23 protein-coding genes are annotated in these 24573 nt (G+C 58.8%); 10 read left to right on the forward strand and 13 right to left on the reverse strand.

The genetic code is table 11. The annotated features are described in order from the left end of the window. Positions 1–51: 51 nt before the first annotated feature. From E9954_RS28070 to E9954_RS28100, 7 genes are all read right to left on the reverse strand, one after another. Positions 52–3165: an efflux RND transporter permease subunit gene (locus E9954_RS28070; RefSeq protein ID WP_136082615.1), complete on the reverse strand. Its 3114-nt coding sequence runs from the start codon at positions 3163–3165 to the stop codon at positions 52–54. Positions 3166–3168: 3 nt separating this feature from the next. Further along, the gene (locus E9954_RS28075; RefSeq protein ID WP_136082616.1) at positions 3169–4401 is read right to left on the reverse strand and encodes an efflux RND transporter periplasmic adaptor subunit; all 1233 of its coding nucleotides are present in this window, start codon (positions 4399–4401) and stop codon (positions 3169–3171) included. Then, positions 4398–5798, reverse strand: coding sequence for an efflux transporter outer membrane subunit (locus E9954_RS28080; protein ID WP_136082617.1), 1401 nt, complete (start codon positions 5796–5798; stop codon positions 4398–4400). The genes E9954_RS28075 and E9954_RS28080 overlap by 4 nt, the downstream gene beginning before the upstream one ends. Beyond that, positions 5795–6433 (reverse strand): TetR/AcrR family transcriptional regulator, encoded by a 639-nt coding sequence (locus E9954_RS28085; protein WP_136082618.1) that lies wholly within the window; start codon positions 6431–6433, stop codon positions 5795–5797. Before E9954_RS28085 ends, E9954_RS28080 begins: the two co-directional genes overlap by 4 nt. 153 nt (positions 6434–6586) lie before the next feature. Continuing rightward, complete coding sequence (locus E9954_RS28090; RefSeq protein WP_136082619.1) at positions 6587–6799, reverse strand: hypothetical protein; 213 nt, start codon at positions 6797–6799, stop codon at positions 6587–6589. 62 nt (positions 6800–6861) lie between these two features. Then, on the reverse strand, positions 6862–7515 hold the full coding sequence (locus tag E9954_RS28095) for a hypothetical protein (RefSeq protein ID WP_136082620.1): 654 nt from the start codon (positions 7513–7515) through the stop codon (positions 6862–6864). Next, on the reverse strand, positions 7512–8027 hold the full coding sequence (locus E9954_RS28100) for a sigma-70 family RNA polymerase sigma factor (RefSeq protein ID WP_246046754.1): 516 nt from the start codon (positions 8025–8027) through the stop codon (positions 7512–7514). Before E9954_RS28100 ends, E9954_RS28095 begins: the two co-directional genes overlap by 4 nt. Positions 8028–8157: 130 nt before the next feature. Between E9954_RS28100 and E9954_RS28105 the strand changes: the two genes are divergently transcribed. Further along, entirely contained in the window at positions 8158–8403 is a 246-nt protein-coding gene (locus E9954_RS28105) for a hypothetical protein (RefSeq protein WP_136082622.1), read from the forward strand. A 254-nt stretch (positions 8404–8657) separates the two neighbouring features. On the opposite strand, the gene E9954_RS28110 is transcribed toward E9954_RS28105, so the two are convergent. From E9954_RS28110 to E9954_RS28120, 3 genes are all read right to left on the reverse strand, one after another. Next, on the reverse strand, positions 8658–9809 hold the full coding sequence (locus tag E9954_RS28110) for a YibE/F family protein (RefSeq protein WP_136082623.1): 1152 nt from the start codon (positions 9807–9809) through the stop codon (positions 8658–8660). Positions 9810–9897: 88 nt separating this feature from the next. Then, positions 9898–11487, reverse strand: a complete 1590-nt coding sequence (locus E9954_RS28115; protein ID WP_222847349.1) for an alkaline phosphatase — start codon at positions 11485–11487, stop codon at positions 9898–9900. 282 nt (positions 11488–11769) lie between these two features. After that, the gene (locus tag E9954_RS28120; RefSeq protein WP_136077388.1) at positions 11770–12993 is read right to left on the reverse strand and encodes a DDE-type integrase/transposase/recombinase; all 1224 of its coding nucleotides are present in this window, start codon (positions 12991–12993) and stop codon (positions 11770–11772) included. A gap of 268 nt (positions 12994–13261) precedes the next feature. Here E9954_RS28120 and E9954_RS28125 point away from each other — a divergent pair, with 268 nt between their 5' ends. The 3 genes from E9954_RS28125 (at position 13262) to E9954_RS28135 (ending at position 16934) form a co-directional block, all read left to right on the forward strand. Beyond that, positions 13262–14692 (forward strand): MATE family efflux transporter, encoded by a 1431-nt coding sequence (locus E9954_RS28125; RefSeq protein ID WP_136082624.1) that lies wholly within the window; start codon positions 13262–13264, stop codon positions 14690–14692. Between the two features lie 451 nt (positions 14693–15143). Continuing rightward, positions 15144–16496, forward strand: a complete 1353-nt coding sequence (locus E9954_RS28130; protein ID WP_222847351.1) for an ammonium transporter — start codon at positions 15144–15146, stop codon at positions 16494–16496. Positions 16497–16592: 96 nt separating this feature from the next. After that, on the forward strand, positions 16593–16934 hold the full coding sequence (locus E9954_RS28135) for a P-II family nitrogen regulator (RefSeq protein WP_136082625.1): 342 nt from the start codon (positions 16593–16595) through the stop codon (positions 16932–16934). Between the two features lie 131 nt (positions 16935–17065). Here the strand turns inward: E9954_RS28135 and ilvY are convergent, their stop codons facing one another. Continuing rightward, on the reverse strand, positions 17066–17926 hold the full coding sequence (ilvY, locus tag E9954_RS28140) for an HTH-type transcriptional activator IlvY (protein ID WP_136082626.1): 861 nt from the start codon (positions 17924–17926) through the stop codon (positions 17066–17068). A gap of 169 nt (positions 17927–18095) precedes the next feature. Between ilvY and ilvC the strand changes: the two genes are divergently transcribed. From ilvC to E9954_RS28165, 5 genes are all read left to right on the forward strand, one after another. Further along, positions 18096–19568, forward strand: coding sequence for a ketol-acid reductoisomerase (gene ilvC / locus E9954_RS28145; RefSeq protein ID WP_136082627.1), 1473 nt, complete (start codon positions 18096–18098; stop codon positions 19566–19568). A 353-nt stretch (positions 19569–19921) separates the two neighbouring features. Continuing rightward, positions 19922–20143, forward strand: a complete 222-nt coding sequence (locus tag E9954_RS28150) for a Nif11-like leader peptide family natural product precursor (protein WP_136082628.1) — start codon at positions 19922–19924, stop codon at positions 20141–20143. A gap of 216 nt (positions 20144–20359) precedes the next feature. Continuing rightward, entirely contained in the window at positions 20360–20662 is a 303-nt protein-coding gene (locus tag E9954_RS28155) for an HPr family phosphocarrier protein (protein ID WP_168442656.1), read from the forward strand. A 75-nt stretch (positions 20663–20737) separates the two neighbouring features. Further along, positions 20738–21601: a damage-control phosphatase ARMT1 family protein gene (locus E9954_RS28160; protein WP_136082630.1), complete on the forward strand. Its 864-nt coding sequence runs from the start codon at positions 20738–20740 to the stop codon at positions 21599–21601. Beyond that, positions 21598–22275: a CPBP family intramembrane glutamic endopeptidase gene (locus E9954_RS28165; RefSeq protein WP_136082631.1), complete on the forward strand. Its 678-nt coding sequence runs from the start codon at positions 21598–21600 to the stop codon at positions 22273–22275. The genes E9954_RS28160 and E9954_RS28165 overlap by 4 nt, the downstream gene beginning before the upstream one ends. A 50-nt stretch (positions 22276–22325) precedes the next feature. On the opposite strand, the gene E9954_RS28170 is transcribed toward E9954_RS28165, so the two are convergent. Next, positions 22326–22973 carry a DUF502 domain-containing protein gene (locus tag E9954_RS28170; RefSeq protein WP_136082632.1) on the reverse strand — a complete coding sequence of 216 codons (648 nt, stop codon included), beginning with the start codon at positions 22971–22973 and terminating at the stop codon, positions 22326–22328. A gap of 123 nt (positions 22974–23096) precedes the next feature. On the opposite strand from E9954_RS28170, the gene thiF reads away from it, so the two are divergent. Continuing rightward, a complete protein-coding gene (gene thiF / locus E9954_RS28175; protein WP_136082633.1) occupies positions 23097–23894 on the forward strand; it encodes a sulfur carrier protein ThiS adenylyltransferase ThiF in 798 nt (265 codons plus the stop codon). Between the two features lie 26 nt (positions 23895–23920). On the opposite strand, the gene E9954_RS28180 is transcribed toward thiF, so the two are convergent. Next, positions 23921–24547, reverse strand: a complete 627-nt coding sequence (locus tag E9954_RS28180) for a LysE family transporter (protein WP_136082634.1) — start codon at positions 24545–24547, stop codon at positions 23921–23923. Between the last annotated feature and the right edge of the window lie 26 nt (positions 24548–24573).

Genomic DNA, 24573 nt, shown 5'->3' on the forward strand with positions numbered 1-24573 from the left:
GTGAGGCGTGATTGGGATCCTGTCACGCATCACGGCTCAAACGTCACTTTTTTAATGGTTCAGCAACCAGCTCTTGAGGCGGCCGCAGTCGTCGATCACCATGTAGAGGCAGGGGACGAGCAGCAGGGCGATGAAGGTGGCGAACAGGATGCCGAAGCCGAGCGAGATGGCCATCGGGATCAGGAACTTGGCCTGCCGCGAGGTTTCGAGAATCATCGGCATCAGTCCACCGAAGGTGGTCATGGTGGTGAGCAGGATCGGGCGGAAGCGCTGAATGCCGGCCGAGACCACGGCGTCGTGCGCGTTGTCGTGGTCGGCGCGCCGTTCGTTGGCAAAGCTGATCAGCACGAGTGCGTCGTTCACCACCACGCCCGAGAGCGCGATCATGCCGATGATGCCGATCATGGTCATCGAATAACCCATAATCAGATGGCCGACAACGGCGCCGATGATCCCGAACGGAATCGAGACCATCACGATCAGCGGCTGGGAATAGCTGCGGAACGGGATGGCGAGCAGGGCATAGATGCAGAGCAGCACGAGCGGGATCGTGACCTTCATGCTACCGAAGCTTTCACGCTGGTCGGCGGTGCGGCCTTCATAGCTGTAGTCCAACCCCGGGAACTGGTCGGTCAACCGGGGGAAATATTCGGCATTGAGCTTGGCCATCACTTCCCCCGCCTTGGATTTGGGGCGGACGTCGGCCACGACGGTGATGGTGCGCATGCCGTTGCGGCGGTTGATGGTGGTGTAGGATTTACCGATTTCGATATCAACCGCATCGGAGAGCATCACCTCGCCGCCGTCGGGCGTGCGCAGGACAAAGCTTTCGAAGTGGTGCATTTTCGTGCGCTCGTCTTTAGGCAGGCGCACCTTGACCTTCACCTCGTTGCGGCCGCGCTGCTGGCGCAGCACCTCGGTGCCCTCGAACGCGGCGCGTACCTGGCGGCCGACGTCATTGGCGGAGAGGCCGAGGCTGATGGCCTCGGGTTTCAGGGTGAAGTCGAACTGGGTCTTGCCTTCCTGCACGCCGTCATCGACATCCTGCACGAGCGGATAGTTCTCGAGTTCGGCGGCGAGGGTGCGGGCGGCTTCTTCGAGGGTACGAATGTTCTGGTGGCGCAGCTCGACTTCGAGGGCCGGGCCGCGGCCGGGGCCGCCTTCGTCGGAGGCGTAGCGGATGAAGCGGACGCCGGGCACATCGCCGACCTTCTTGCGCCAGGCCTGGACGAACGCTTCGGTGCCCATGATCTTGTCGCGGACTTCGGGATCGGCCAGATAGACGCGCACCTGGCAGGTGTGCGCGCCGCCGCGGCCGACATTGGCAAAGATACCTTCAACGAGTTCCGGGTGGCCGGTTTCGGCCAGCACGGCCTGGGCGCCCTTGACCAGCCGGTCGGCCACGGCTTCGGTCTTTTCCACCGGGGAGCCGAACGGCAGGGTGGCCGAGGCGGCTGCATAGTCGGATTCGACCGTGGTGAACATGGAGAAGCCCAGGCGCCCGCTGGCCCAATAGCCGCCCACGAGCATCAGGATGGCCAGGGCCACAGAGATGACGACATAGCGGTGGGACAGGCAGAAGTCGAGGAACGGCCCGTACTTGGTGCGCACCCATTCGCGGAAGGCGTTGCTGAACTTTTGCTGGAAGCGGTGGAGGATGCCGAACAGGCCGGTCGGCTCCTTCTTGCGGACGTGGCTGAGGTGGGCGGGGAGGATGTAGAGGCTTTCCAGCCACGAGATGAGGAACACCGAAATCACCACGACCGGCAGCATGCCCATGATCCGGCCCATGGAGCCCGGCATGACCATCAGCGGAACGAAGGCAACGACGTTCGTCAGAATACTGAAGCCGACCGGGGAGCAGACCTGGCGCGCGCCCAGGATCGAGGCCTTGCTGCCTTCCAGCCCGTCCTGCAGGTTGTGGTAGACGTTTTCACCGACCACGATGGCGTCGTCGACCACGATACCGAGCGAGATGATGAAGGCAAACATCGTGATCATGTTGATCGAGAGTCCCGTCAGCGGCATGATCAGCATGGCGCCCAAAAACGAGATTGGAATCCCCATCGCCACCCAGAACGCCAGACGGATTTCCAGGAAGAGGCCGAGCACGAAGAGCACGAGAAGCAGGCCGAGCCCGCCGTTGCGCAACAGCAGGTCGGCGCGTTGGAAAAAGATTTCGGTGCGGTCCGACAGAATATCGATGCCGATGCCCTCGGGCAGCTGCTCCTCGATCTGCGGAAGCAGCTCGTTCACCGATTCGGAAACCTGGGACGGGGTCTGATCGCCGACACGGTAGATCTCCAGCATGATCGAGGGTTTGCCGTTGTAGTTCGCAAAGATATCGGAGTCTTCGAAGCCATCCACCACGGTTCCGATATCATTGAGTGTGAGGGGCGTTCCATCTTCGGTGGCCAGTACGGGGGTCTGGGCGAACTCCGTGCCGTAGTTGCGCCGTTCCTGCATGCGCAGCAACGTTTCGCCGCTATCGGTCTTGATGCCGCCGCCGGAGATTTCGCGCGACTGCGAGTTGATGGTCGCTGCCAGCGACTGATGGGTGAGGCCATACTCGCGCAACTTGTCCTGCGAAACCTCCACGCTGATTTCCAGGTCGCGGGTTCCCGAAAGCTCCACCTGGGTGATGTTTTCGCTTTGCAGGAGGCGATCGCGCACCTGTTCGGCAATGTTGCGCAGGGTCATGTCGGACGCGTCGCCATACAAGACGAGCGTCATGGCTTCGCGCAGGCGGGCGGCGAGCGAAACGACGGGCCGTTCGGCCCCGTCGGGGAAGGTGGTTACGCGGTCGATTTCGCTCTTGATGTCCTGATAGATCTTGATGCTGTCGACGCCTTCGAGCAGCTCGGCACTCACGGTGGCCGAACCTTCCCGGGCCACGGAGGTGACTTCGAAAACACCCTCGATGCCGCGCACGGCCTCTTCGGCCACCAGGCAGACGCTCTGCTCCATCTCTTCGGGCGTGCCGCCCGGATAGGAGACGCGGATGGTGACCATGTCGGCACTGATGTCGGGGAAAACCTCCTGCTTGATCTGCTTGAAGGAGGCGTAGCCGCCGACGAGGCAGAGAATCATCAACAGGTTCGCCGCCACCGGGTTCTTGACCATCCACGCGATCGGCCCCTTGAATTTATCCATTAAGTTGTCCATGGCTTATGCTTCCTTTTTCGCCTGGCCTTGGCCTTCGGGTTTTTTCATGCCCGGTTTGCCCTTTCCGTTTCCGCCGGGCTTGCCCTGGGGGGCGGCTTCGCCGACGCGGCGCAATTCCATGCCATCGACCGCGGCGGGCAGGCCGGAGGTGACGATTTCGAGCTGGGCCGGGCCGTCGATGCGCACGAGCACATCGTCGGCATAGCCCTGGAGCACTTCGGCGGCCAGGATGCGTAGCTTGTTTTCGCCGTCGATTGTCCAGACCACGTTGCCATCGCGCAGGTAGACGCGTGGCAGCAGCAGCGCATCGTTGATGGTTTCGCCTTCGATGCGGATGCGGACATATTCATCGATCAGCATCGGGCGGCCTTCGCCGGAATAGGGCAGGTCGGCGGTCAACAGGAGGCGCGCCATGCGCCCCTTGGTAGATAGGCCGGGCAACAGCCGATGGGTTTGCGCGGCGCGGGTGGTGCCATCGGAAAGCGTGAGGGTGGCGGCGTAGGGCTGCCGGCCGAGCTGCGGAAGGGGGCCGAGGGCGCTGAGCGGGATCGAGGCGCGGACGAAAAAGCGGTCGGTCGCGGCCAGCTCGACGAGCACCTTGGAGGACTGCGCATAGTCGCCGACGTCGGCGGTTTCCGAAACCACCACGGCGTCGAACGGCGCGCGGATCTTGGTGCGCGCAAGGTTGAGCTTCGCGGATTCAACGGCGAGTTCGGCGCTCTTGACGTTGGCCTCGGCTGATTTGAGCTGGGGTTCGCGCAGCATGAGGTCGCGGTAGCTTCCTTCCTGCTCTTCGTCCATGAGTTCGAGCTCGTGGCGAACGACGTCCTGCTGGCCTTCCTCGATGCGGTAGTTGCTTCTGGCGGTGAGCAGGGCGGCCTCGGCCTTGGCGAGCGCAAGTTCGTAGTCGGTCGGTTCAATCTCGACCAGCACGTCGCCTTTCTTCACGAGCCCGCCTTCGACCAGGCCGGGGGCGACCGCCACGATGCGGCCGCTCACTTCCGGCTGCAGGGCGGCGCTTTGGTCGGCCGCAACGGTGCCGAGACATTCGACGGCGTGGGTCTGGTCGGTGGTTTTCATTTTCTGTGTTTCGACCACGGGCACCATCGACGACATGGCCCGGCGGCGCTGGGCCTCGGGCTTGTTCTTAACGAAATAGCGCGCGGCCAGGAAGCCTCCGGCAATGAAGGCGAGGCCGATGATTATGGATACGATACGGCGGGTTGCGTTGTTCATTTTTCTTCCTCCAGCATGAATGTCCAGTCGCCCCCGAGGGAACGGTAAAGTTGAATACGGTCGCCGAGCAGGTCGGCCTTGGCTTGCACATGGGTGATCTCGAGCGACTCGCGCGCGACGATGGCGGTGAGCGCGTCGAGGAACGGCAGGGCGCCGCGCTGGTAGCGGCGGATCGATTCCGACTCGCTGTTTTGCGCGGCTTCGTACTGCTTGGCGACCGCCTCGACATATTCGGTCTGGTGGCGTTCGCTGTTGAGTGCGTCCTCGGTTTCCTGGATGGCTTCGAGCACGGCCAGGCGGTAGGCCGCGATGCGCTCGCGAGAGACGGCGTAGGTTCGGTCGACCTCGGCCTTGCGTGCGCCGCCGTCGAGCAGCGGGGCGAGCAGGCTGGCGGCGAGGTTGGAGGCCCAGTCGTCGAAGAGTTCGTCGATCTCCTCACCGCTGGTGGTGATGTTGCCCGTCAGCGAAATGGAGGGCAGGCGCGCGGCACGCGCGACGCCGACACTCCAGTCGGCCGACTCGAGCCTAAGGCGGGCGGCCTGCAGATCGGGGCGGTTTGCAAGAAGATCGACTGGAAGCCCGGCCGCCGGCTGGGGTGGGGGGGAAGGCAGCGGTTCGGGTTCCAGTCGAAGATCGGTTCCGGGAATCTTGCCGATGAGGACGGCAAGGGCGTTTTCGGTTTCCTTGATGCGGGCGCGCACGGGCGGCATGCGCGCTTCGGTCGCCGCCACCTGCTGGCGCTGCTGGAGCACGGCGAGCGAAGTGGCCTGCCCGGATTTGTAGCGGCGCTCGATGGCGGTGAGCTTGTTGCGGTTGGAGTCGAGCTGGCTTTCGTAGATGCGCAGCGCCTCGGTCTGCGCCTGCCAGGTGAAGTAGGAGACGGCCAGCTGGGCGGAGAGGCTCATGCCGGCGGTCTGCAGATCGAACCGGGTTGCTTCGTAGGTCGCGAGCGCGGCGCGTTCGCCGGACTTGAGCTTGCCCCACAAGTCCAGCTCATAGCTGGCGTAGAGGCCGAGCGTAAAATCGGGGGTGGTGGAGCTGTTGCCGGTGTTGTTTAGGTTGGATTGGTAGCGGGATGAGGCGGAGGCCTTGCCATCGAGCTGCACCTTTCCGGCGGCGCCGCTTTTGCGGGCGGTGGCTTCGGCTTGCTCGAGGCGGGCGTAGGCCTGCTCCAGCGAGAGGCTGCCCGCGAAGGCTTCGGCCATCAGCCGGTCGAGCTGGGCCGAGCCGAAGGCGTTCCACCATTCGGTTTGCAGCGCGGCGCTGCCGGATTGGGCCTTGAACTGTTCGGGGGTTTGTTCCTTCAGCAGGTCGTCCTCGCGCCCGGGTTCGAGCGTGGTGCAGGAGGCGACAAGCAATGTGGCGGATAGGGTGAGGAGGGGTTGGGTGAGTTTCATTGTCTTAAACCTTTTTTTACTTCCCGGAGTCCGCCAATGGCGAACGCTTCCACCTGTTGGATCACCTGTTCGGAATCGAGATCCGTTGGAAATTTTTTTCTGAGCGTTGGATTGTCGCGGTGTTTCTGATATCCGGCGTTCATGGAAATATGCACGCCCATGAAGTTGACCGTGGCGACGCTGAGCTGGGCCTCGCTGACGGGGTGTTCGAGGAAATCGGCGATGGCGGCCCGCACGCGCAGGCGGTTGGGGCGGAGGTAGGTGATGAAGAGTTCTTCGTGGAACGGGGTGAGCTCATTCATTTCGCGGTGGATGAGCTGGGGAAAGAGGCCGGCGGGGCCTTTGGCCATGATGCGCTCGATCCGCGAGCGCAAGAACTGCCGGAGCCAGGTCTCGGCACCGGTTTCCTCGTGCGATTCCGGCACCGGGAACCGTTCGTTGGCCGCCCGGGAAAGATAGGCCCAGACTTCCTTGTAGAGGTTGCCCTTGTCGCCAAAGTGGTAGTTGACCGCTGCAATGTTGGCATCGGCCTGTTCGCAGATTTCGGCGACGGTGGTTTTATGGAATCCCTTTTCAGCAAACATGGAGCTGGCCGCCTCGATCAATCGTTCTTTTGTTGTTTGGTTTTCCGCCATGTTTCAAATGTCCGTTTGAATTAAGGATGGAAAACGTAGGGGGTTCGTGATTTATTGTCAACCGGTTCAAAGAAATATTTCAAATGGACATTTTAAACGGGGTGAAAAAGAAAGCCCCGCCCGGTGGGGAGGGGCTATGGGCGAAGGCCTCGGCTATTTCTTCGTGCAGCTCGGGCACGCGGTTTTCTTGGCGGCTTCGGCTTTCTTGGCTTCGCAGGCCTTGCAGGCTTTTCCATCCTTGCAGGCGGTGCATTCGGTTTTGGCTTTGTCGCCCTTCTTGGCTTTGCATCCGCAAGTATCGCAAGCAAATGCGGAACTTCCGGCCATCATCAGTGCGATTGCAACGATGCTCATTGTTCTCTTCATGGTGCTACTCCTTATGGGTTGGGTTTCTACTACCTATTGCCGCGGGTGTTACCGGTGTGACGTTATGAATCCACTTTATGCTCCAAATCGAAGGAGGTGGCCGCCAGCATGCGGCGTCCGTCCTGCTCAACCAAGTCGCCTTCCACCAAAACCGGGGTCGGCCCACGGCAAAAGTGCCGCATTTTCATGTCCATTTCCGGATTGTCGACGAGATAAACGATTTCGGTACGGCCTTTATTGTCCACATACCGGATGGCCCTGAGGTGTTTTTCGGTTTGGTGCAGTGTGCAATGGGTGCAGACGCATTCCCCGTGGACGTGCAGGTGGACGTGGTCGGCCATGGCGACCGGTTGCGGATCGGACGAGGGTTTCATCAATACGCTCAGGGAGAGCAGGATAACCAGTATTGCCGCGATGGCGAAAACCGGTTGCCACAGGAACGGGTTTTTCCGCTCCTTCAATTGTTTGGTCATGGAGAGTTCGAAATCGGAGGCATCTTCCTCCGCCCGCTGCCGGGTGTGGAAGGCCGCAAGGAAGGCATCCGCCGAGCGTTCCGGCGCATTTTCCTGCGACCAGACTTCCCAGATCAGCAACTGCTCGCGGAAATCCATCGCCAGGGTTTCGTCGGAACGGAGCAGATCCGCGAGTTCGGTCAGCTCGGCTTCGCTTGGCTCTCCATCGAAGTATAGCGAAAGCAGTTCGTCGTAACGCATCATGACGCCGCCTCCCCGAACTGGCTTTCCATGCACTGTCGGACGGCCATGCGAATACGCTGGAGTTGCTTGCGAACGGCCGCGGCGGTGGATTGCAGCTCGGTCGCCAGATCCTTGGCCTGCCGCCCTTGCTGGTAGCGGCAGCGCAGCAGCTCGCGCTGGGGCTCCGGCAACTTTTCCACACAGCACTTCATGGTTTCGACCGCGCGCTCACGACCGGGGTCGGGTTCATGCTTTTCAATGCCCAGGCTCAGCAGGACATCGGAAATGCCATCGTGCAGGATCCGGTAGCGCCGGGCTGATTTGGAGCGCTCGCCCATCACCTGGCGCCGGGCGATTCCCCGGAGCCATTTGCCGAAATCCTCGTCCGGCCGGAACTGGTTCTGCTTGCGGTAGGCGACCAGGAAAACCTCCTGCGCCAGATCGTCCACCCACGCCTCGTCCGCGCCCAGCGCCCGGATAAAGGCGCGCAGCCCGGCTTGATGCTCCCGCACCAGCGCATCGAAATCCAACATATGAATCACGCTCATACCCTATATTGGCGCGGGACTTTATTATGTGACAGCTAAAAAACCTGCCATGCAGACATTTCCATGCTCACTAAAAACGCCTCCCCCTCGAGGGGAAGCGCTTTTCAAGAGAACGATGAACAACAGCTATTACGCGGTTTTCGATCCACCATCATCTTTTTTCGATCCACCGCAAGCGGTTTGGGATTTCTCGCCCTTGCAGGATGAGCCGCACTCGGTCTTATCCTTGTCTGATTTCTTCGACTCGCATCCGCAACCGCTGCATGCATACGCCACGCCGCCTGCCATTATTAATGCCACTGCCACGATTCTCATTGTTTTTTTCATTTTGGTACTCCTTATGGTTTATATTCGTGAATAACAACGAGCCTTGTTCGTGCAGGGAGGTTTAACCTTTCATCATTTCCACTTTTTTTTTTGCGGCGATCTTTCATCGACCGAAAACTACATGGGAATCCATTCCTGCCAAGGCGTAGAACCCAGTCGAGAGAAGTGCGTGCCGCCCTAAATACAGACGGCGGCGAGCAGCGTCTTGCCGTACCCCGGCTACAGCACGTGCCAGCAGGCAAACAGATACAATGTCCAAAGTTGATGTAGTTCCATAATGGAACCGAACTAGGCATTTCCCGAGCCCGCATGGCGCTTCCTCCGCATCACCAGTCCGCCAATGACGGCGGTGAACGGGGCGACGGTGACGAGGCCGAAGCTGCCCACCATCGTGTTGAGCACCTCGGCGGCGACATAGTTCATGTTGAAGACCTGGACGGGCGGGATGTCCTGGCTGGTGAAAACCATGAACATGAATACATAGGAGCTGGAGTAGGCGAGCAGCAGGGTGGTGGTCATGGTGCCGATGACGGAGCGTCCGACGCGCAAGCCGGAGCGGATATGCTCCATGAAATGGATGTCGGGGTGCTTCAGCTTCACCTCCTCCATCGAGGCGGCGATGTCCATGGCCAGATCCATGACGGCGCCGGATGCGGCGAGGAAGATGCTGGCAATGAAGATGGGGGTGAGCTGGAGGTGGGCGTAGCCGCCATACATGAGGACTTCCGCGAAGGGGCGCACCGCTCCGTGAATGTGGAACAGGTGCGTGAATAAAACAGCGAGCAGGGCGGTGAGGGCGAGCCCCATGAAGGCGCCGGCAAAGGTGACGAAGCCCTTTTGCGACACGCCGCCGACCAGGAAGCTGATGGATGCGGTGAGGGCGGCCACCACGCCGAGCGCCGTCCAGACCGGGTTGTGGCCGTTGAGGAACATGGGAATCATGACCTTCCAGATCATGAGCACGGCGAAGGCGAAGGAGAGAATGGCCTTGAGGCCGGTCACGCCGGCAACGGCGACAAGGGCGAGTGCAAAGAGTGCGAAAAGGATCAGTTCCAAATGGATGCGGTAGTGCCCGAGCGTTGCGCCCATGTCCGGCCTCCCTCCGGAGGTCAGTCGATATTTCACGAGGGCTTTTTCGCCGGGCGCGTAAAGCTCGTCGATTTCGAGGCGCCCCTGGAGGTGGTTGTTCACGGTGATCGGTTCGCCTTTGCACGGCCCCGAGAGAAGGCGCCCCTTAAGCTGCTGCGTGCCGACCTTGGTGATTCCGATGGTCTGGAGTCCGGAGCTGTTCACTTCAAGGATCCGCACCGGATGGCGGAGGGCTTTCTTGTTGGCGCCGTTGTTTTCGAATCCGGTGGGGATGAACAAAAGGATGCAGCAAAGGAGCGCAAAGACAAGGGTGAGGATGAGATCGCGGGACTTTTTGAAGCATAGGGCCATCGTGAAAAATTTCCGGTTGATGAATAAGCAGACAGGGAGCCTATGGAAGGCTCCCTGCGAATACGTCGAATAAAGGATTAGAATCGCATTAGTAGTTCAGCTCGCCGTCATAATCTTTATCGACGGCCGGCAGACTGCGTGCACGCATGGCTTTGGCCAAGCGCTTGGCAATGTCGGTGTTGTCGTAGCTGCCGGTGAAGCGCCAGCCTTCGAGGCCGACGGCCATAACCGGTACCGGAACGCAGGTGTGGCTGTAGGACGTCCAGCCGAGGCCGGCTTCCTGGTTGATGATGTGCGTCAGGGTCATGACGATCGGGTTGTAGGATCCCCCATAGTTTTCATAGTCGATGGTGGTCGGGCCCTGCAGGTCGTAGCCGGTGATGGTCTGGTTGCCTTTGGATCCGCCCATGAAGCGGTCGAATGCCTCTTCGAGCAGGCTCTTCTGGTAGTCGCTCAGATAGTTTGCCGGGCTGTCCTTCGTCCACTCTTCATCGCTCCAAACCATGCCGGAGAGGGATTCGATCAGCTCGATCATTCCTGCATCGATGTCGGAGGAGGCATCCACATAGTTGGAGTCTGCCGCCTTGTACTGATACATGCCGCCGGTCATCAGTTCATAGGAGACCAGCTGGCCGTCGAGCACCTCGAAGGCGGTCTGGTATTTGGTGCCGGCGTAGCCGAGGGTCATGCCGCCGGTTTCATGGTCGCCGGTCACAGCGATCAGGGTTTCCCACGGATGCTTTTTCATGAAGTCCATCGCAACACCGACGGCTTCGTCGAATGCGAGGGTGTCCAGGATGTTGGCTTTGGCATCGTTGGCGTGGCCGGCCCAGTCGATCTTGCCGCCTTCGACGAAAATGAAGAAGCCGTCGCGGTCGCACTTCAGGCGCTCAATGGCGCATCCGGTGACTTCCGCCAGGGAAAAGTTTTCTTCCGGGTTGTCGATGGCGTAGGGCATGGCGTCGGAACCGTAGGAAACCGGAACGGAACAGATGACCTTCTGTTCCTGTGGCTGCGCCAGTGCATCTTCGACGGTGTTGACGGTTACGTAACCAGCATTGGAGAATGCGTTGCTCACTGCGATCCCGCCGGCGTTGTCGGTCTTGTCGAGCTTGCGGAAGCATCCGCCGCCGAAAAACTCGAATCCGCTCAAGGAGGCCTGGTAGCCGATTTCCGTATAGCTGTTGCGGCTGTTGACTCGTGCATAGCAGCCAGCCGGAGTGGCGTGCGGCAGCGATACGCTGGAGATGATGCCGATGGCTTTGCCTTTTTCCTGCGCAACTTCGGCGATGCTCAGGTAGGAGGTGTCGAGGTCGGTGTTGCGGCCGATTACGCCCGGAGCGGTTTTTATGCCACAGCAGAAGGCGGTGGCCGCAGCGGCAGAGTCGGTGATGAACTGCGTGTCGGCAAAGGTGGTGGAAACACCTGCAATCGGCAACTGGCTCATGTTCAGGCGATTCTCCGTTTTCATCAGGTCAGCCGGGTTGTCCGGGTTATCGCCGTTCATGTGGGTCTTGTAGGCTTCGGCGGCCTGGATCTGGACGCTGGCCATGCCGTCGCCGACGAAGAAGAACACATACTTCGGCCCATTGCGGAACCGGGCTTCGGCGGAACCCGCTGCGAAAAGTGCCGCAACGGCACAGGATGCGGCAACGCCGCGCGTAATCATCGATTTCATTTTATTTCTCCCTTGGTTGGTTCGTCGCTTGTTATACCAGCCTTTGGCATTCGGTTGCCTCCGGCGGTTCTTCCATACAGGCCCCTACCCTTGGTTCCTGTAGGTGTCTGCGAGATCCGGGGCTCCCTATGCGGAGCCTCTCCCCGTCACTCGTGGTAAACCATCAGCACGTTGTGTTAATGGCGGGTAAGCAATATGCGTAAAGATAGAGAGGAATTTGTACGCGTTGCCTCAAAAATAAATGACACCGTAGAGGTGCGGATGAGGAGTCGTTTGACTGCATTAATGGGTACCCTCTAATTCGGGGGTTGTCAAGGTGGGGAGGCAGTCGGGGAACCCGGGTTCCCCGACTGCGGCGGACTCGCCGGTTTTCTTCATTTTTTCGATCTTGCGACGTCGGCGCTGGATGCGATTGCCCAGCTCGAAAGGGTCGAGCGTTTCGTATTCGCGTTGCAGAGCAGCCTCCTGTTGTTCGCCAAGGATGCCGCTGACCTTCAGGCGGTCAAAGGGCGTGGCGGGGGCATCGTATTTCTTTTTGTACCGGCTTTTGACGCGAACCTTGCTTTTTAGCTTGAACGAGGGTTTGAAGAAGTTGTTGAGCCGTTCCCAGTCGCGGTAGAGTGCGTTGAGCTCTCTGATCATGGCCGGGTTGTCGAGCCGGTCGTAGCCGAGCAACTCGCGCACGTGCGTCCAGTTCTTTTGTTCGACATGGGCGTTGTCGTTCTTGTGGTACGGTCTGCTGCGTGTAAAACAGACGGGCTGTTTGCGTTGCAGGAAGTAGCGCGTGAGATGGTGGTTGAGGAACTCGCTGCCGTTGTCGCAGTCGAAGCCCAGGATGGCGAAGGGCAGCTTGTTTTCCACGTCGTGGGTTTGGTGCATCACGCCTTCAGCGCCTTTGTTCCAGACCGCGCGGGTTACCGTCCAGGTGCTTATGATGTCCGTATAGGTGATCGACCAGATGAAGTCCCCGCTCATCGATCCGCCACAGTGGGCTACTGTGTCGGCTTCGAGATAGCCGGGCCGGTCGATGTCCTCGGTGGAGGTGCGGATTGGGATCTGATTCTTGAGCAGCGAGCCGGGCTTGGTACCGGTATTGCGCCTTCGCTGGTACTGCGCTTTGAAGGGTTTGAGCACCCGGTCGATGCTTGCCGGGCTGATTCTCAGTAGCTTTTCACGGCATTCGGTCGATAGCGGTTCGTAATGTTTTTCATAGTGCTTCAGCCAATGTGGCATAGCAGGCTTGAGGCGCTTCCCGCACAGTTGTCCAGAACGAAGCCACAGAGTTTTGAGGGTCTTGCGCAATTCAGCAGAGTCGTACTCGCCTTTGCGGCCGCGTTTGCCCCTGGAGGGCGTAAACGAGTCGTTGAGCAGCTTGGTGGCATGCTTGCGATCATAGCCGCATACCGCGCATACTTCATCGAGCAACCGGGTCTTGTAGGCCTTTTCCGCGCGCCTATAGCGGCGTTTTTGTACCGCGATGTATTCCATTCTGGTTTCGCAACTCATCTCTTTCATCCTCCCTGTATACAGGGTGTGATTTTTTGTGAGTCAACGAATCCTTTCCGCCCGCATCCTATCGGATGCTTCGGTGTCATTTAATTTGAGGCAACTCGTGTAAGCGGTGTTGGTCTGGTGTTAGTTCAATATTTCCGGGTAAATAGGTATGTTAATACGAGTTTTGTTTTTTTAGGAAATGCGCACGTTGTCGCTAACCCTTGTTTTATATCCGAAACGGTTTTTAAAGCGTGAGGAATCGGCGTAGGGTTCGCGCCCTATGCAACCCGATGGAACAGAGTCCCGCCCGTTTGGCGGCTGGCGCGAGCTGATGCGGATCGCCTGGCCGCTGATCATTAATTCCGGCACCTTCGCCGTGCTGAACTTTTGCGACCGGCTGTTTCTTTCGTGGTACGGCGAGGCGGAGTTCCGCGCGTCGTTGCCCTCGGGCATTCTGTTTTTCACGTTGGTGTGCGGCTTCATGGCGCTGGCCGGGTTCACCAATACCTTCGTGGCGCAGCTGTGGGGCGCGGGCGACAAGGAGGGGTGTGCCAGGGCCACCGCCCAGGGCATCATCTTTTCACTGCTTTCCATTCCGCTCATCATGGCGCTGATGCCGGTCGGGCTGTGGTTCCTGCGGATCAGCGGGCACGGGCCGGAGGTGCTGGCGCTCGAAGAGCAATATTTCAAGATTCTCATGTGGTGCGGTGGCGGCATGACGCTCAGTTCGGCCTTGAGCAGTTTCTTTTCCGGGCGCGGCAAGACCTTCGTCATCATGACCTGCAATATTGCCGCCAACGGGATCAACATTGTTTTGAACTATGCCATGGTGTTCGGTAAATGGGGCTTCCCCGAAATGGGGATTGCCGGAGCGGGATGGGCGACCGTCATCGGTTCGTGGATCAGTCCCTTGATTTTTGCGCTGCTCTATTTTGGCAAGCCGATTCGCGCCGAGTTCCAAACGCTGAAAAACCTGCGCTACAATGCATGGCTCTTCAAACGCATGATCCGCTTCGGCCTGCCCTCCGGCATCCACTGGTTCCTGGACGTGGCGGCGTTCACCGTGTTTGTCCTGCTCGTCGGCCGCATGGGGCCGATTGCGCACATCGCCAGCAACATTGCCTTGAGCATCAACCTGATCGCCTTCATGCCGATGATCGGCATGGGCATGGCCGCCTCGATCCTGGTGGGGCAATACCTCGGGCGGAACCAACCGGAATACGCCGAAAGGACGGGCTGGCTGGCCTTGAAGATCGGGATCGGCTACATCGTCTTCATCGGCATCACCTTCCTGTTGTTCCCGGGCTTCTACGCCAATGTCTTCGAGGGCGATGCCGCCGGCTCCGTCCCGTTCGATGAGCTTTTGACGGCCGTGCGAATCCTGCTGGTGATGCTTGCCATCTGGGGCGTCGCCGATGCCTCGGCCCTCATTCTTTCCGGCGCGCTCAAGGGCGCCGGCGACACCCACTTCGTCATGTATTTCCAATCGGCCGTCGCCTGGGGTTTCCTGGTGGCCGGGCAGCTGGTGCTGGTGCTGGTGCTCAAGACCAACATCTACATCAGCTGGGCCTGGACGCTGCTCTACATCGTCATCCTCGGTGTTGGCTTCGCCCTGCGCTTCCGCACCGGCCGATGGAAAAGCATCGACCTATTGGATCGTCGCCCCAGCGTTGCTGGTGGCGAAGACCAGACGCTAGGCACGAGGCAATAGGCTCCAGGAGATAAAAAGCCGGCGGGCTGTGAGCTTCGTTGCTGGAAATGGAATATCATACTTATGCAAGTAGGATAAACCATCCCCTCCCGTAGATCGGTCTCCGTGATGCGAGCGTCCGCGTTCTTTTGAGGGGTGTTCACGTTGGTTCAGGGATTGCGCTTTCCGGCCTGGGCGAATGCTCATGGCCGACCATCCGGTCCAATTTTCCTTCAGGGGGACAATGATCGCGATCTTTGTGAAATATAGAGACAATAATGTCGAAAAGGGTGCTATGAGAACAGAAGTGTCATAATTGTCGAAAAAATCAAATGCGGCCCAGAATTTGTTAGTGTTTGATTAGACGTTGTTTATGTCGTCTGCCGGGCGGTGGCACACCTTTTGCAAAAGAGGTTCACGTTCCACCACTGAGGGTGGTTCGATCGATTGTGTAACCTTTGGAGGATGCAAAATGAAAAAACTAATGAAAGCCGCGATGTTGATTTTCGCGCTCTGCGCCATCGCCTTGCCGATGGCCACCCTGGCTGAAGAGGCAGTCGCTGAAGTAACGGCGGCGGATGCCAAGGCAGCTGCGGATAACGCCCTGTTCACCGTTAACAACACCTGGATGATGGTTGCCACTTTCCTCGTGTTTATCATGCACCTGGGCTTCGCCACGGTTGAAACCGGCCTGACCCGTGCGAAAAACACCGTAAACATTCTATTCAAGAACACCGCCATTGTGGCGATCGGCCTGCTGACCTACACGATCATCGGTTTCAACCTGATGTATCCGGGCGATAGCTGGCTGTTTGGCAAGTTCCTCGGGTTCGCCGGCTTCGGTGTAACCTGCCCCGAGGGCGCGGCCGGTCTGATCGACTATGCCGGTGGAGCCTACACCTACTGGACGGACTTCCTGTTCCAGGGCATGTTTGCCGCAACGGCCGCGACCATCGTATCCGGTGCCGTTGCCGAGCGCGTAAAGCTTGGACCGTTCCTGATCTTCTGCACGATCTATGTTGCCATCATCTATCCGTGGGTTGGTTCCTGGAAGTGGGGCGGCGGATGGCTCGACGAGATGGGCTTCTATGATTTCGCGGGTTCCACCCTCGTTCACTCCGTAGGCGGATGGGGCGCACTTGCCGGCATCATCGTCATTGGCCCGCGTCTTGGCAAATATGTCGGCGGCAAGGTCAAGGGCATCATGGGGCACAGCATGCCGCTGCTTACGATCGGCGTATTCCTGCTGTGGCTCGGTTGGTTCGGTTTCAACGGCGGTTCCGTGCTTTCGGCTGATCCGGGCGCCGTCTCCTTCGTGCTCGTCACCACCTCGCTGGCCGCGGCCGCAGGCATCATCGGTTCCATGTGCGCTTCCTGGATCATCCAGAAGCAGCCCGACCTTTCCATGGTGCTCAACGGCGCACTTGCCGGCCTCGTCGGCATCACGGCCGGTGCGGACGTGGTATCCGTTACGGCATCGATCATCATTGGCCTCATCTGCGGCGCAGTAGCGGTTGTTTCCGTAATGACCTTCGATCGCCTGAAACTCGACGACCCGGTCGGTGCCACCACCGTTCACTTGGTTTGCGGTATTCTCGGTACGCTCTTCGTGGGTGTCTTCAGCGCCGACCACAGCTTCGTCACACAGCTGATCGGTGTTCTGGCCTATGCCGCCGTCTGCTTCCCGGCCGCCTTCGTCATCTTCCTGGTATTGAAGCTGACCGTCGGCATCCGCGTGAGCAAGGAAGAGGAACTCAAGGGTCTCGACCTCGGCGAACACGGCATGGAAGCCTACCACGGATTCCAGTTCTTCACGAATGTCTAATTATGGAGGTCCAAGGTCAAAAGTCCGAACGTCAAATGTCTCCAGACCTGCGACTTTCCGACTTTCGACCTGCGACATAAAGAAAGGAACTTTATCATGAAACTGATCATTGCATACATCCAGCCCGAAGCGCTCAACGAAGTGAAGCAGTCGCTTTACGATGCCGAGGTCTTCAAAATGTCCGTCACCAATGCCATGGGCTGCGGACAGCAGAAGGGCTATCACGAAACCTACCGCGGCGCGGACATTGAAGTGAACCTGCTTAAGAAGGTTCGCCTCGAGATCGCCGTGAACGACGAATTTGTCGAAGTCACCACCGATGCGATCATCAAGGGGGCGCGTTCGGGCAACATCGGGGACGGAAAGATCTTCGTTCTCGATCTGCCGGAATGCATCCGGATCCGCACCGGGGAGAAAGGCACGGACGCCGTAGGCTAGACATCACCCATCTCTCCTCCTAGCCCCCGGCTCTCTCTCCGGGGGCGATGTGCCCGACCGTCGCGAGACGGGCGGGCATTTTTTTGGGCGGGGCGAAGGGGCTCCACTCGACCGCAGCGGACCGGGGACTGTTAAAGCCGGTCGGCCAGCTCCCACATGGCTTTCACGGCCGGGCGTTTTAGGTTGCGCTTGGCGGAGCATAGGCCGACCACGTAGGGATCGAGCCGGGGCGCATTCCCGACCACCGAGACCTCGTTTCGGAACGGGCTGCGTTCAAGGGCCAGCTGCGGAACAATTCCAACCCCGGTTCCAAGCCGTACCATGGCAATCAGTGCCTCGTTGCCCGAAACCTCGGAAGCAATATTGGGGGTAACGCCTTCTTTCCGTAGCCAGCCATCGAGTCGATGGCGTGCCGTGCCCGACTGCGGCACAACGAGGGGCAAACGTGAAAAATCGGGTTTCCTCGGCAGGTCCATGGTTTTCGGGGCAATGAAAACCAGCGGGGTTTCGGCCAGCGGCATGAATTCCATCCGGGCCTGCTTCTGGTCGGGGAGGGCGGCAACGGCGAGGTCGATCTCGCCACTCAACACCTGTTCCACCGCGCGTTCGGCGGCCCCGGTGCGCAATTCCAGCTGCACCTCGGGATACGCTGAACGGTAGGCTTCCAGCAGTTCGGGCAGCAGGCTGTAGACCGCGGTGATCGAGGCGTAGAGGGAGAGCGTACCGCCTACGGCCTTTTCTGCCGAGAGCGATTCCTGGAACTGCCGCCAGTCCTGTACTGCATTCCGGGCATAGGCCAGCAGCCGGTTGCCGGCCTCCGTGAGTGCGACGCTGCGGTTGTCGCGCAGGAACAGCGGCTTGCCCACCTCTTCCTCCAGCCGCTGGATCGTGCGCGTTAACGCAGACGGGCTCAGGTTGCACGCCCGGCTCGCCTTGCCGAAATGGAGCAGCTCGGCGGTTTTTATGAAGGTTTCTAAAGCTTGGGTTTCCATGTGCGTGATCCGTGAAACGTGAGTCGTGACTCGATTCACGTTTCAATCGTCACGGCTCACGTTCTTTTGTTTCGAAATTCGCAACACTATATGTCAAACAATTCAATTTACGCAACAAATGAATTCGCGTAGGTTCCGCCCGTTTGAATTAACCAACAGGAGCAAGAAAATGGGTCAGAATTATTTCAATACACTGCCGATGCGTCGGCAACTTCAAGAGGCAGGAACCTGCCGTTTCATGGATGCCATCGAATTCCGCCACGGCTGCGATTATGCCATGGGCAAGAAAATCGTCATCGTCGGCTGCGGTGCCCAAGGCCTCAACCAGGGCCTGAACATGCGCGATAGCGGCCTCGACGTTTCCTACACGCTGCGCGAAGCGGCCATTGCCGAAAAGCGCCAGTCCTACCTCAACGCCACCGAAAACGGCTTCAACGTCGGCACCTACGAAGAAATGCTTCCGACCGCCGACATCGTCATGAACCTTGCGCCCGATAAGCAGCACACCAATGTGGTTGAAACGGTTGTGCCGCTCATGAAGAAGGGAGCCACGTTTTCCTACGCCCACGGCTTCAACATTGTTGAAGAGGGCACGCTGATCCGCGAAGACCTCACCGTCATCATGGTTGCCCCCAAATCCCCGGGTTCCGAGGTGCGCGAGGAATACAAGCGCGGCTTCGGTGTTCCGACCCTCATCGCCGTGCACGGCGAAAACGACCCGAACAACGACGGCCTCGAAATCGCCAAGGCCCTCTGCGTTGCACAGGGCGGCCACCACGCCGGTGTTCTGGAATCCTCCTTCGTCGCCGAAGTGAAGTCCGACCTCATGGGCGAGCAGACCATCCTCTGCGGCATGCTGCAGGCCGGTTCCATCCTCTGCTTCGACAAAATGGTTGAAAAGGGCATCGATGCGGGCTATGCCGCCAAGCTGATCCAGTATGGCTGGGAAACCATCACAGAAGCACTCAAGCAGGGCGGCATCACCAACATGATGGATCGCCTCACTAACCCGGCGAAGATCCAGGCGTTCGAGCTGGCCGAGGAAATGAAGTTCATCATGCGTCCGCTCTTCGAAAAGCACATGGACGACATCTTCACCGGCGAATTCTCCAAAACCATGATGGAAGACTGGGCGAACGACGACAAAAACCTGCTGACCTGGCGCGAAGAAACCGGCAAGACCGCCTTCGAGCAGACCGAACCCGCCGATACCGAAATCACCGAGCAGGAATATTTCGACAAGGGCATCCTGATGGTCGCCATGGTCAAGGCCGGTGTCGAGCTCGCGTTCGACGCGATGGTTGAGTCCGGCATCAAGCCCGAGTCGGCCTACTATGAGTCGCTCCACGAAACGCCGCTCATCGCCAACACCATCGCGCGCAAGAAGCTCTACGAAATGAACCGCATCATTTCCGACACCGCCGAATACGGCTGCTACCTCTTCGCGCATGCCGCCGTCCCGATGCTCAAGGACTTCATGGCCCGCATCGATACCGACGTCATCGGCAAGGGCCTCGAGCTGGCCGACCTTTCGGTCGACAACAAAACGCTCGTCGCCGTCAACGCCGAGATCCGCTACCACGAGGTGGAGCTGATCGGTGAAGAGCTCCGCGACGCCATGCAAAACATGAAGTCGCTGTAAAAAACGTGGAGCGGGCTTTCCTGCCTGCTCGATTCGCGAAAGGGCAGGCTGGCAAGCCTGCCCCTCGTGCCCAACGCCTCTCCCTAAACGGAGGGGCGTTTTTTGTTGGGGAGGGCAATGTCCGGAAAAAATTGTCGTATTTCGTGCAACTGTCCCAGTCGCATTTGGTTGCAAGCAATACGACCAGTCCGATCCCGTTGATCCGACAAATCTTTCCGCATAGATTCATTTTGACGAATTGTGCAAGTCGTTGAACTAAAGCTGGTTAACTTGCCCGGAAAAGCTGGCACACCTTGTGTTCATAGCGAGGTACCCATTTGACGGGGAAGTCAGCAACACAAGGAGTATGGAAAATGGCAAAGAAAGAAGTGGAACGGCTGTTGATCGCCGGGGGTGAAAGCTACGACGTGCGGTTGAAATACGATACGCTCGAACCCAAATCGGCATTCGTAGAAGCGGCCAACAAGGAAGGCTACGATTTCACCGAGCCCGAGCTCGATGAAGTCCTGCGCGAATCGGGCGACGATTTCGCCTCGTTCGGCAATCCGCGCAAGCGTGGCATTTGGTGGTTTTAGTTTTCGGCGGGATAACAGGGGCTGCTGGACATGGAGCCGTGGCCTCCCTGTTATCCTATCGAAACCAAACAGGACGGGCGGGTGACTCAGTATTGATATATAATTATGGCTCTTTATAATAATAAATCGAAATTATAATTGAGGCTGTGCGAAAAACGGATAGAGTTTCGTATTGATAATAACGTGGTCATGTATTTGAGGGAAAAGGAGGGTACATTGGACACGCACAGCCAAATCGTTAGGATCAATAGCCGGTTCGGGTTGCACATGCGGCCTGCTGCGGAAATTTCCAAAGTGGCATCCAACTTTGATGCTATCGTGGTCTTTTATAAGGGTGTCCGCATTGCGCATGCGCATAGCGTGGTTGAAATGCTGATGCTCGGGGCATTCCATGGCGATGAACTCAAGATGACCTCGGTTGGAAGCGATGCGAAGGAAGCGCTTAAGGCCATCGCCGATCTACTCGCGGATTATTCCGACGATCAATCGCCGCAGGATATAGACTCCGAAGCCGCCTGATCGCTTTCCAATGGCTGAAACCTTTCCTTTGCATTCCCGGTTGTCGTAGGCTGATGCCTTTCAACCAGGGGAACCATGAAAGTCTACAACGATTGCATCCCATGTTTTGCGCGCCAGGGCGCAGAGGCCGCGCTCGCCTACGCACCGGATAATCCCGAAATACAACAGGAAATCTTGCGGACGGTGCTGAGCATTTCCGCCGAGGGCGACTACGGGAAAAGTCCGCCGGAAGTGGCCGCCGAATATTTCCGCGCCATCGTCGAGTTGACCGGTGTGGCCGATCCCCATGCCGCAGCCAAGGCTCGTTCGAACCAGGAAGTGCTCAAGCTCCTGCCGCAATTGCGCAAGGAGGTGGAGGAATCACCGCGTCCATTGGAAACCGCCCTTCGCATGGCGATCGCCGGCAACATCATCGATTTCGGCACGCCCCATGGCCAAAAGGACAATGGTCTGATGGAGGTGATCGAGCACGCCGTCGGGTCGGACATGTGCATGGACTCTTTCGCGGCGTTTGTACAACGCGCCGACGACGCCAAGCTGATCCTGTATTTGGGCGACAACTGCGGCGAGGCGGTGCTCGACCGCCTGCTGATCGAACAACTTCCAACCGAAAAGGTGGTTTTCGTTGTTCGTGGGAAGCCGATCCTGAACGACATCACCCCGGCGGAAGTTGACCAGGTTGGAATCGACCGGGTTTGCCGGGTGGTGGACAACGGTTCGGACGCGCCCGGAACCATCCTGGATCAATGCTCGCCCGATTTCCGTGCCTTGTTCGACCAAGCCGACATGATTATTTCAAAAGGGCAGGGCAACTTTGAAACGTTGCAGGAAAGCGGACGCGAAATCTTTTTCCTGATGAAGGTCAAATGCGACGTGGTGGCCCTTGAAACGGGATTGCCCCTGGGCAGCATCTATTTCCAACGGTCGAAAGGCGCATGAGACGCAGGGCGGTCATCTCGCTGTTGCTTTTGGTTCCCGCTCCGTCTGTCGGGGTGTTGTTCGGCATGATGCTCTATCCCGATGCCGCGATCGGCAGGGCCGTTTTCATGTTTTCGAAAGTTTGGTTGCTGCTGTTTCCGGCGGTCTGGTTCCTCGGTGTTGATCGGCATCTGCCGGCTAAGGGGAAAACCGACCCCGGCGGATACAAAATGGGGCTGGGCAGCGGGTTGTTCATTAGCGTGTTCGTGGCCGGATCCGCATGCCTGCTGGGTACGCAATGGATCGATGGGGATTTCTTCAAGGAAATGATGAAGGAAGTCGGCCTCGACCATAAACCGCTCTATCTGGGTGCGGCGGCCTACTGGATCTTGATCAACTCCGTGCTCGAGGAATATGTCTGGCGCTGGTTTGTGGTGCGCCAGTTCGAAAAGGTCCTAAGCCGGATGGGTGGCATCGTGGCATCGGCCATATGCTTTACGATCCACCACTATCTCGCGATGCAGCTTTACTTCAGCTCGACGGTAGCGGCCATCTGTTCGTTTTTCATCTTCATCGGCGGCGTCTGGTGGTCGTGGATGTTCGTGCGCTACAAGACCATCTGGCCCGGCTGGCTATCGCATGCCTTGGTCGATATCGCCGTCTTCGGAACTGGCTACTGGCTGATCTTCGGCTAGGTCCGTTCCCCTTAAGGTGACATCCAAATTGACGATCGTGCAAATGGATGTCACCCCCCGGGTGGGGAAGGGTGATTCCATGCCGGAGAATCCAAGCTGTTGATGAGCTTTTCCGAGCCGGCGCCGCAGGAGATGACCGAACGCATGGCGTCCTCCACGGTTACATCCACCGGATGAACATATTGCTCGTTGAGGTGGTAGATGAAGCCTGAGGTTGGGTTCGGTCCCGTCGGCACGAAAACCGTGACCGTGCCATTGTCGTGGCGGTCGGTGATGAAGGCCGTCACCTTGGTTTCGTTCTCGAAAATCCGTACGAGGGCAACCGAAGAAAAAGGCGATTCCTTTTTGCCGAGGAACTGGTTCACGGTCTCCTTCACCATCTTGTAGCCTGGTGCCTTGCTCAGCACGCTGTCTTCGAATCCGTTGTAGATCCATTGGCCAAGCCGGGTGCGCACGAACAAGCCGACCAGAAAGCAGCCCATCACGATCACGGTTAGCACGATGGCCGTCGCGATCATCTGGTCGTACCGGTCGGGCAGGGGAATCGTGCTAACCACCAGGTCGGTCAGCGGCTTGATGCCGCTCCCCACCATGCCGAACAGCCACCGGAAGGCGAAAATGAGAATGATCGTTGGCAGGATCACGATCACACCACCGAGAATGGTCGTTCTGAAAAAGTTCTTGGTTCGTTTAAGCATGCAAGTTCCCGTTTGGACTGAAGGGGAGTCAACCACGAAGGCACAAGGAACACAAAGCAGAAAAGCTTCGTGAACTTCGTGCCTTGGTGGTTAACATCCCGTTAATTGATCCGAGGAAATGAAATGAAAATAACGTTGAATGAACGCGTGCTGGAAGTCGCGGAAGAAACATCGCTCTTCAGCCTGAGGAAGGAACACAAGCCGGATGCGGATGTGCTGGTTTATAACGGCGCTGCCGTTTCCGAAGACATTGCGCTGCACGAAGGCGACAGCGTCAACCTGATCCGGCGGGGCGAAACCCCTCCGGCCGATGAGCTCGAAGCGTTGATGGTTTCGCGCCACACCCCGGGCGTGCACGAAAAAATCAAGCAGGCTACCGTCGGCATTGCCGGGCTGGGCGGATTGGGTTCCTCCGTTGCCGTGGCGCTCGCCCGCATCGGGGTGGGGCGCCTCATCCTGGCCGACTTCGATGTGGTCGAACCGAGCAACCTCAACCGACAGCAATATTTCATCGACCAGATCGGCCAAGCCAAGGCGGATGCCCTTGAAGCCAACCTGAAGCGGATCAATCCGTACGTCGGATACGAAACCCATTGCCTGCGCATCACCCCCGAAAACATCAACGGCCTTTTTGGCCCGGTGGACGTCATGGTCGAGGCCTTCGACCGCCCCGACCAGAAGGCCATGCTGCTGCAGTCGTTCAAGGGCGCGCCGATTGTCGCCGCCTCCGGCATGGCGGGCTATGGCTCCGGCGAAACCATCGGCGTGCGCAAGCTCGGCGAGCGGATCTTCATTGTCGGCGACCTCGAAACCGGCGCCGCTCCCGGGTGCGGCCTGATGGCGCCGCGCGTCGGAATCGCCGCCCACATGCAGGCGAATGTGGTGCTGCAACTCCTGCTCGGGGAACCGCAAAGCGTCTAATTCGATTTCACGGCCGTCAATTTTAATTAGACGCTTTTGGAGAGGAACAGGCCCCCGAGTCCAATCAGGACCGTGCCGCAGACGATGAAGACGACGCGGTACACCATCGGAGGGCAGAGTTTCCGGCCGACCGAAACGCTGAACGACACAAAGCTGTACCACGCAAGATCGGCCAGGATGTGGCCGAAATAGAAACTGAGCAATCCGGCGATGCCGGACTGGATGGATTGCGTCACGAAGCCCATGCCGATGGTGACCCACCAGATAATCCAATAGGGATTGGTGACGCTCAGCACGATGCCCGCCCAGATCGGCCCATAGGGGGTTTCCGCCCCTTTTGCGTTGAGGGCGTCGTGGGTGCTCTTCTTGTTTTGAATGATCATGGTGCCGCCCATCCAAAGCAGCACGGCGCCACCGGCAACGAGGAACACCTTCGTCACAACCGGGTGCTGGAAAAACGGGCCGAGCCCCGCGAAGATCAAGGCCAGCAGCATGATTTCGAGCACGGCGTGCCCCAGTACGATCAGTGGTCCGGCCTTGAAGCCGCGCTTGAGGGTTTCGCTGATGGTGACCGTCAAGACCGGTCCCGGGGCCATCGCCCCCGAAAGCCCGACCACAAACGCGCCCGCGAAAATTGTCAGCAGGGAAAACATGGGGTATAGCTTATGCAACGAGTCGG

It is taken from the genome of Pontiella desulfatans, assembly GCF_900890425.1.
GTDB lineage: Bacteria > Verrucomicrobiota > Kiritimatiellia > Kiritimatiellales > Pontiellaceae > Pontiella > Pontiella desulfatans.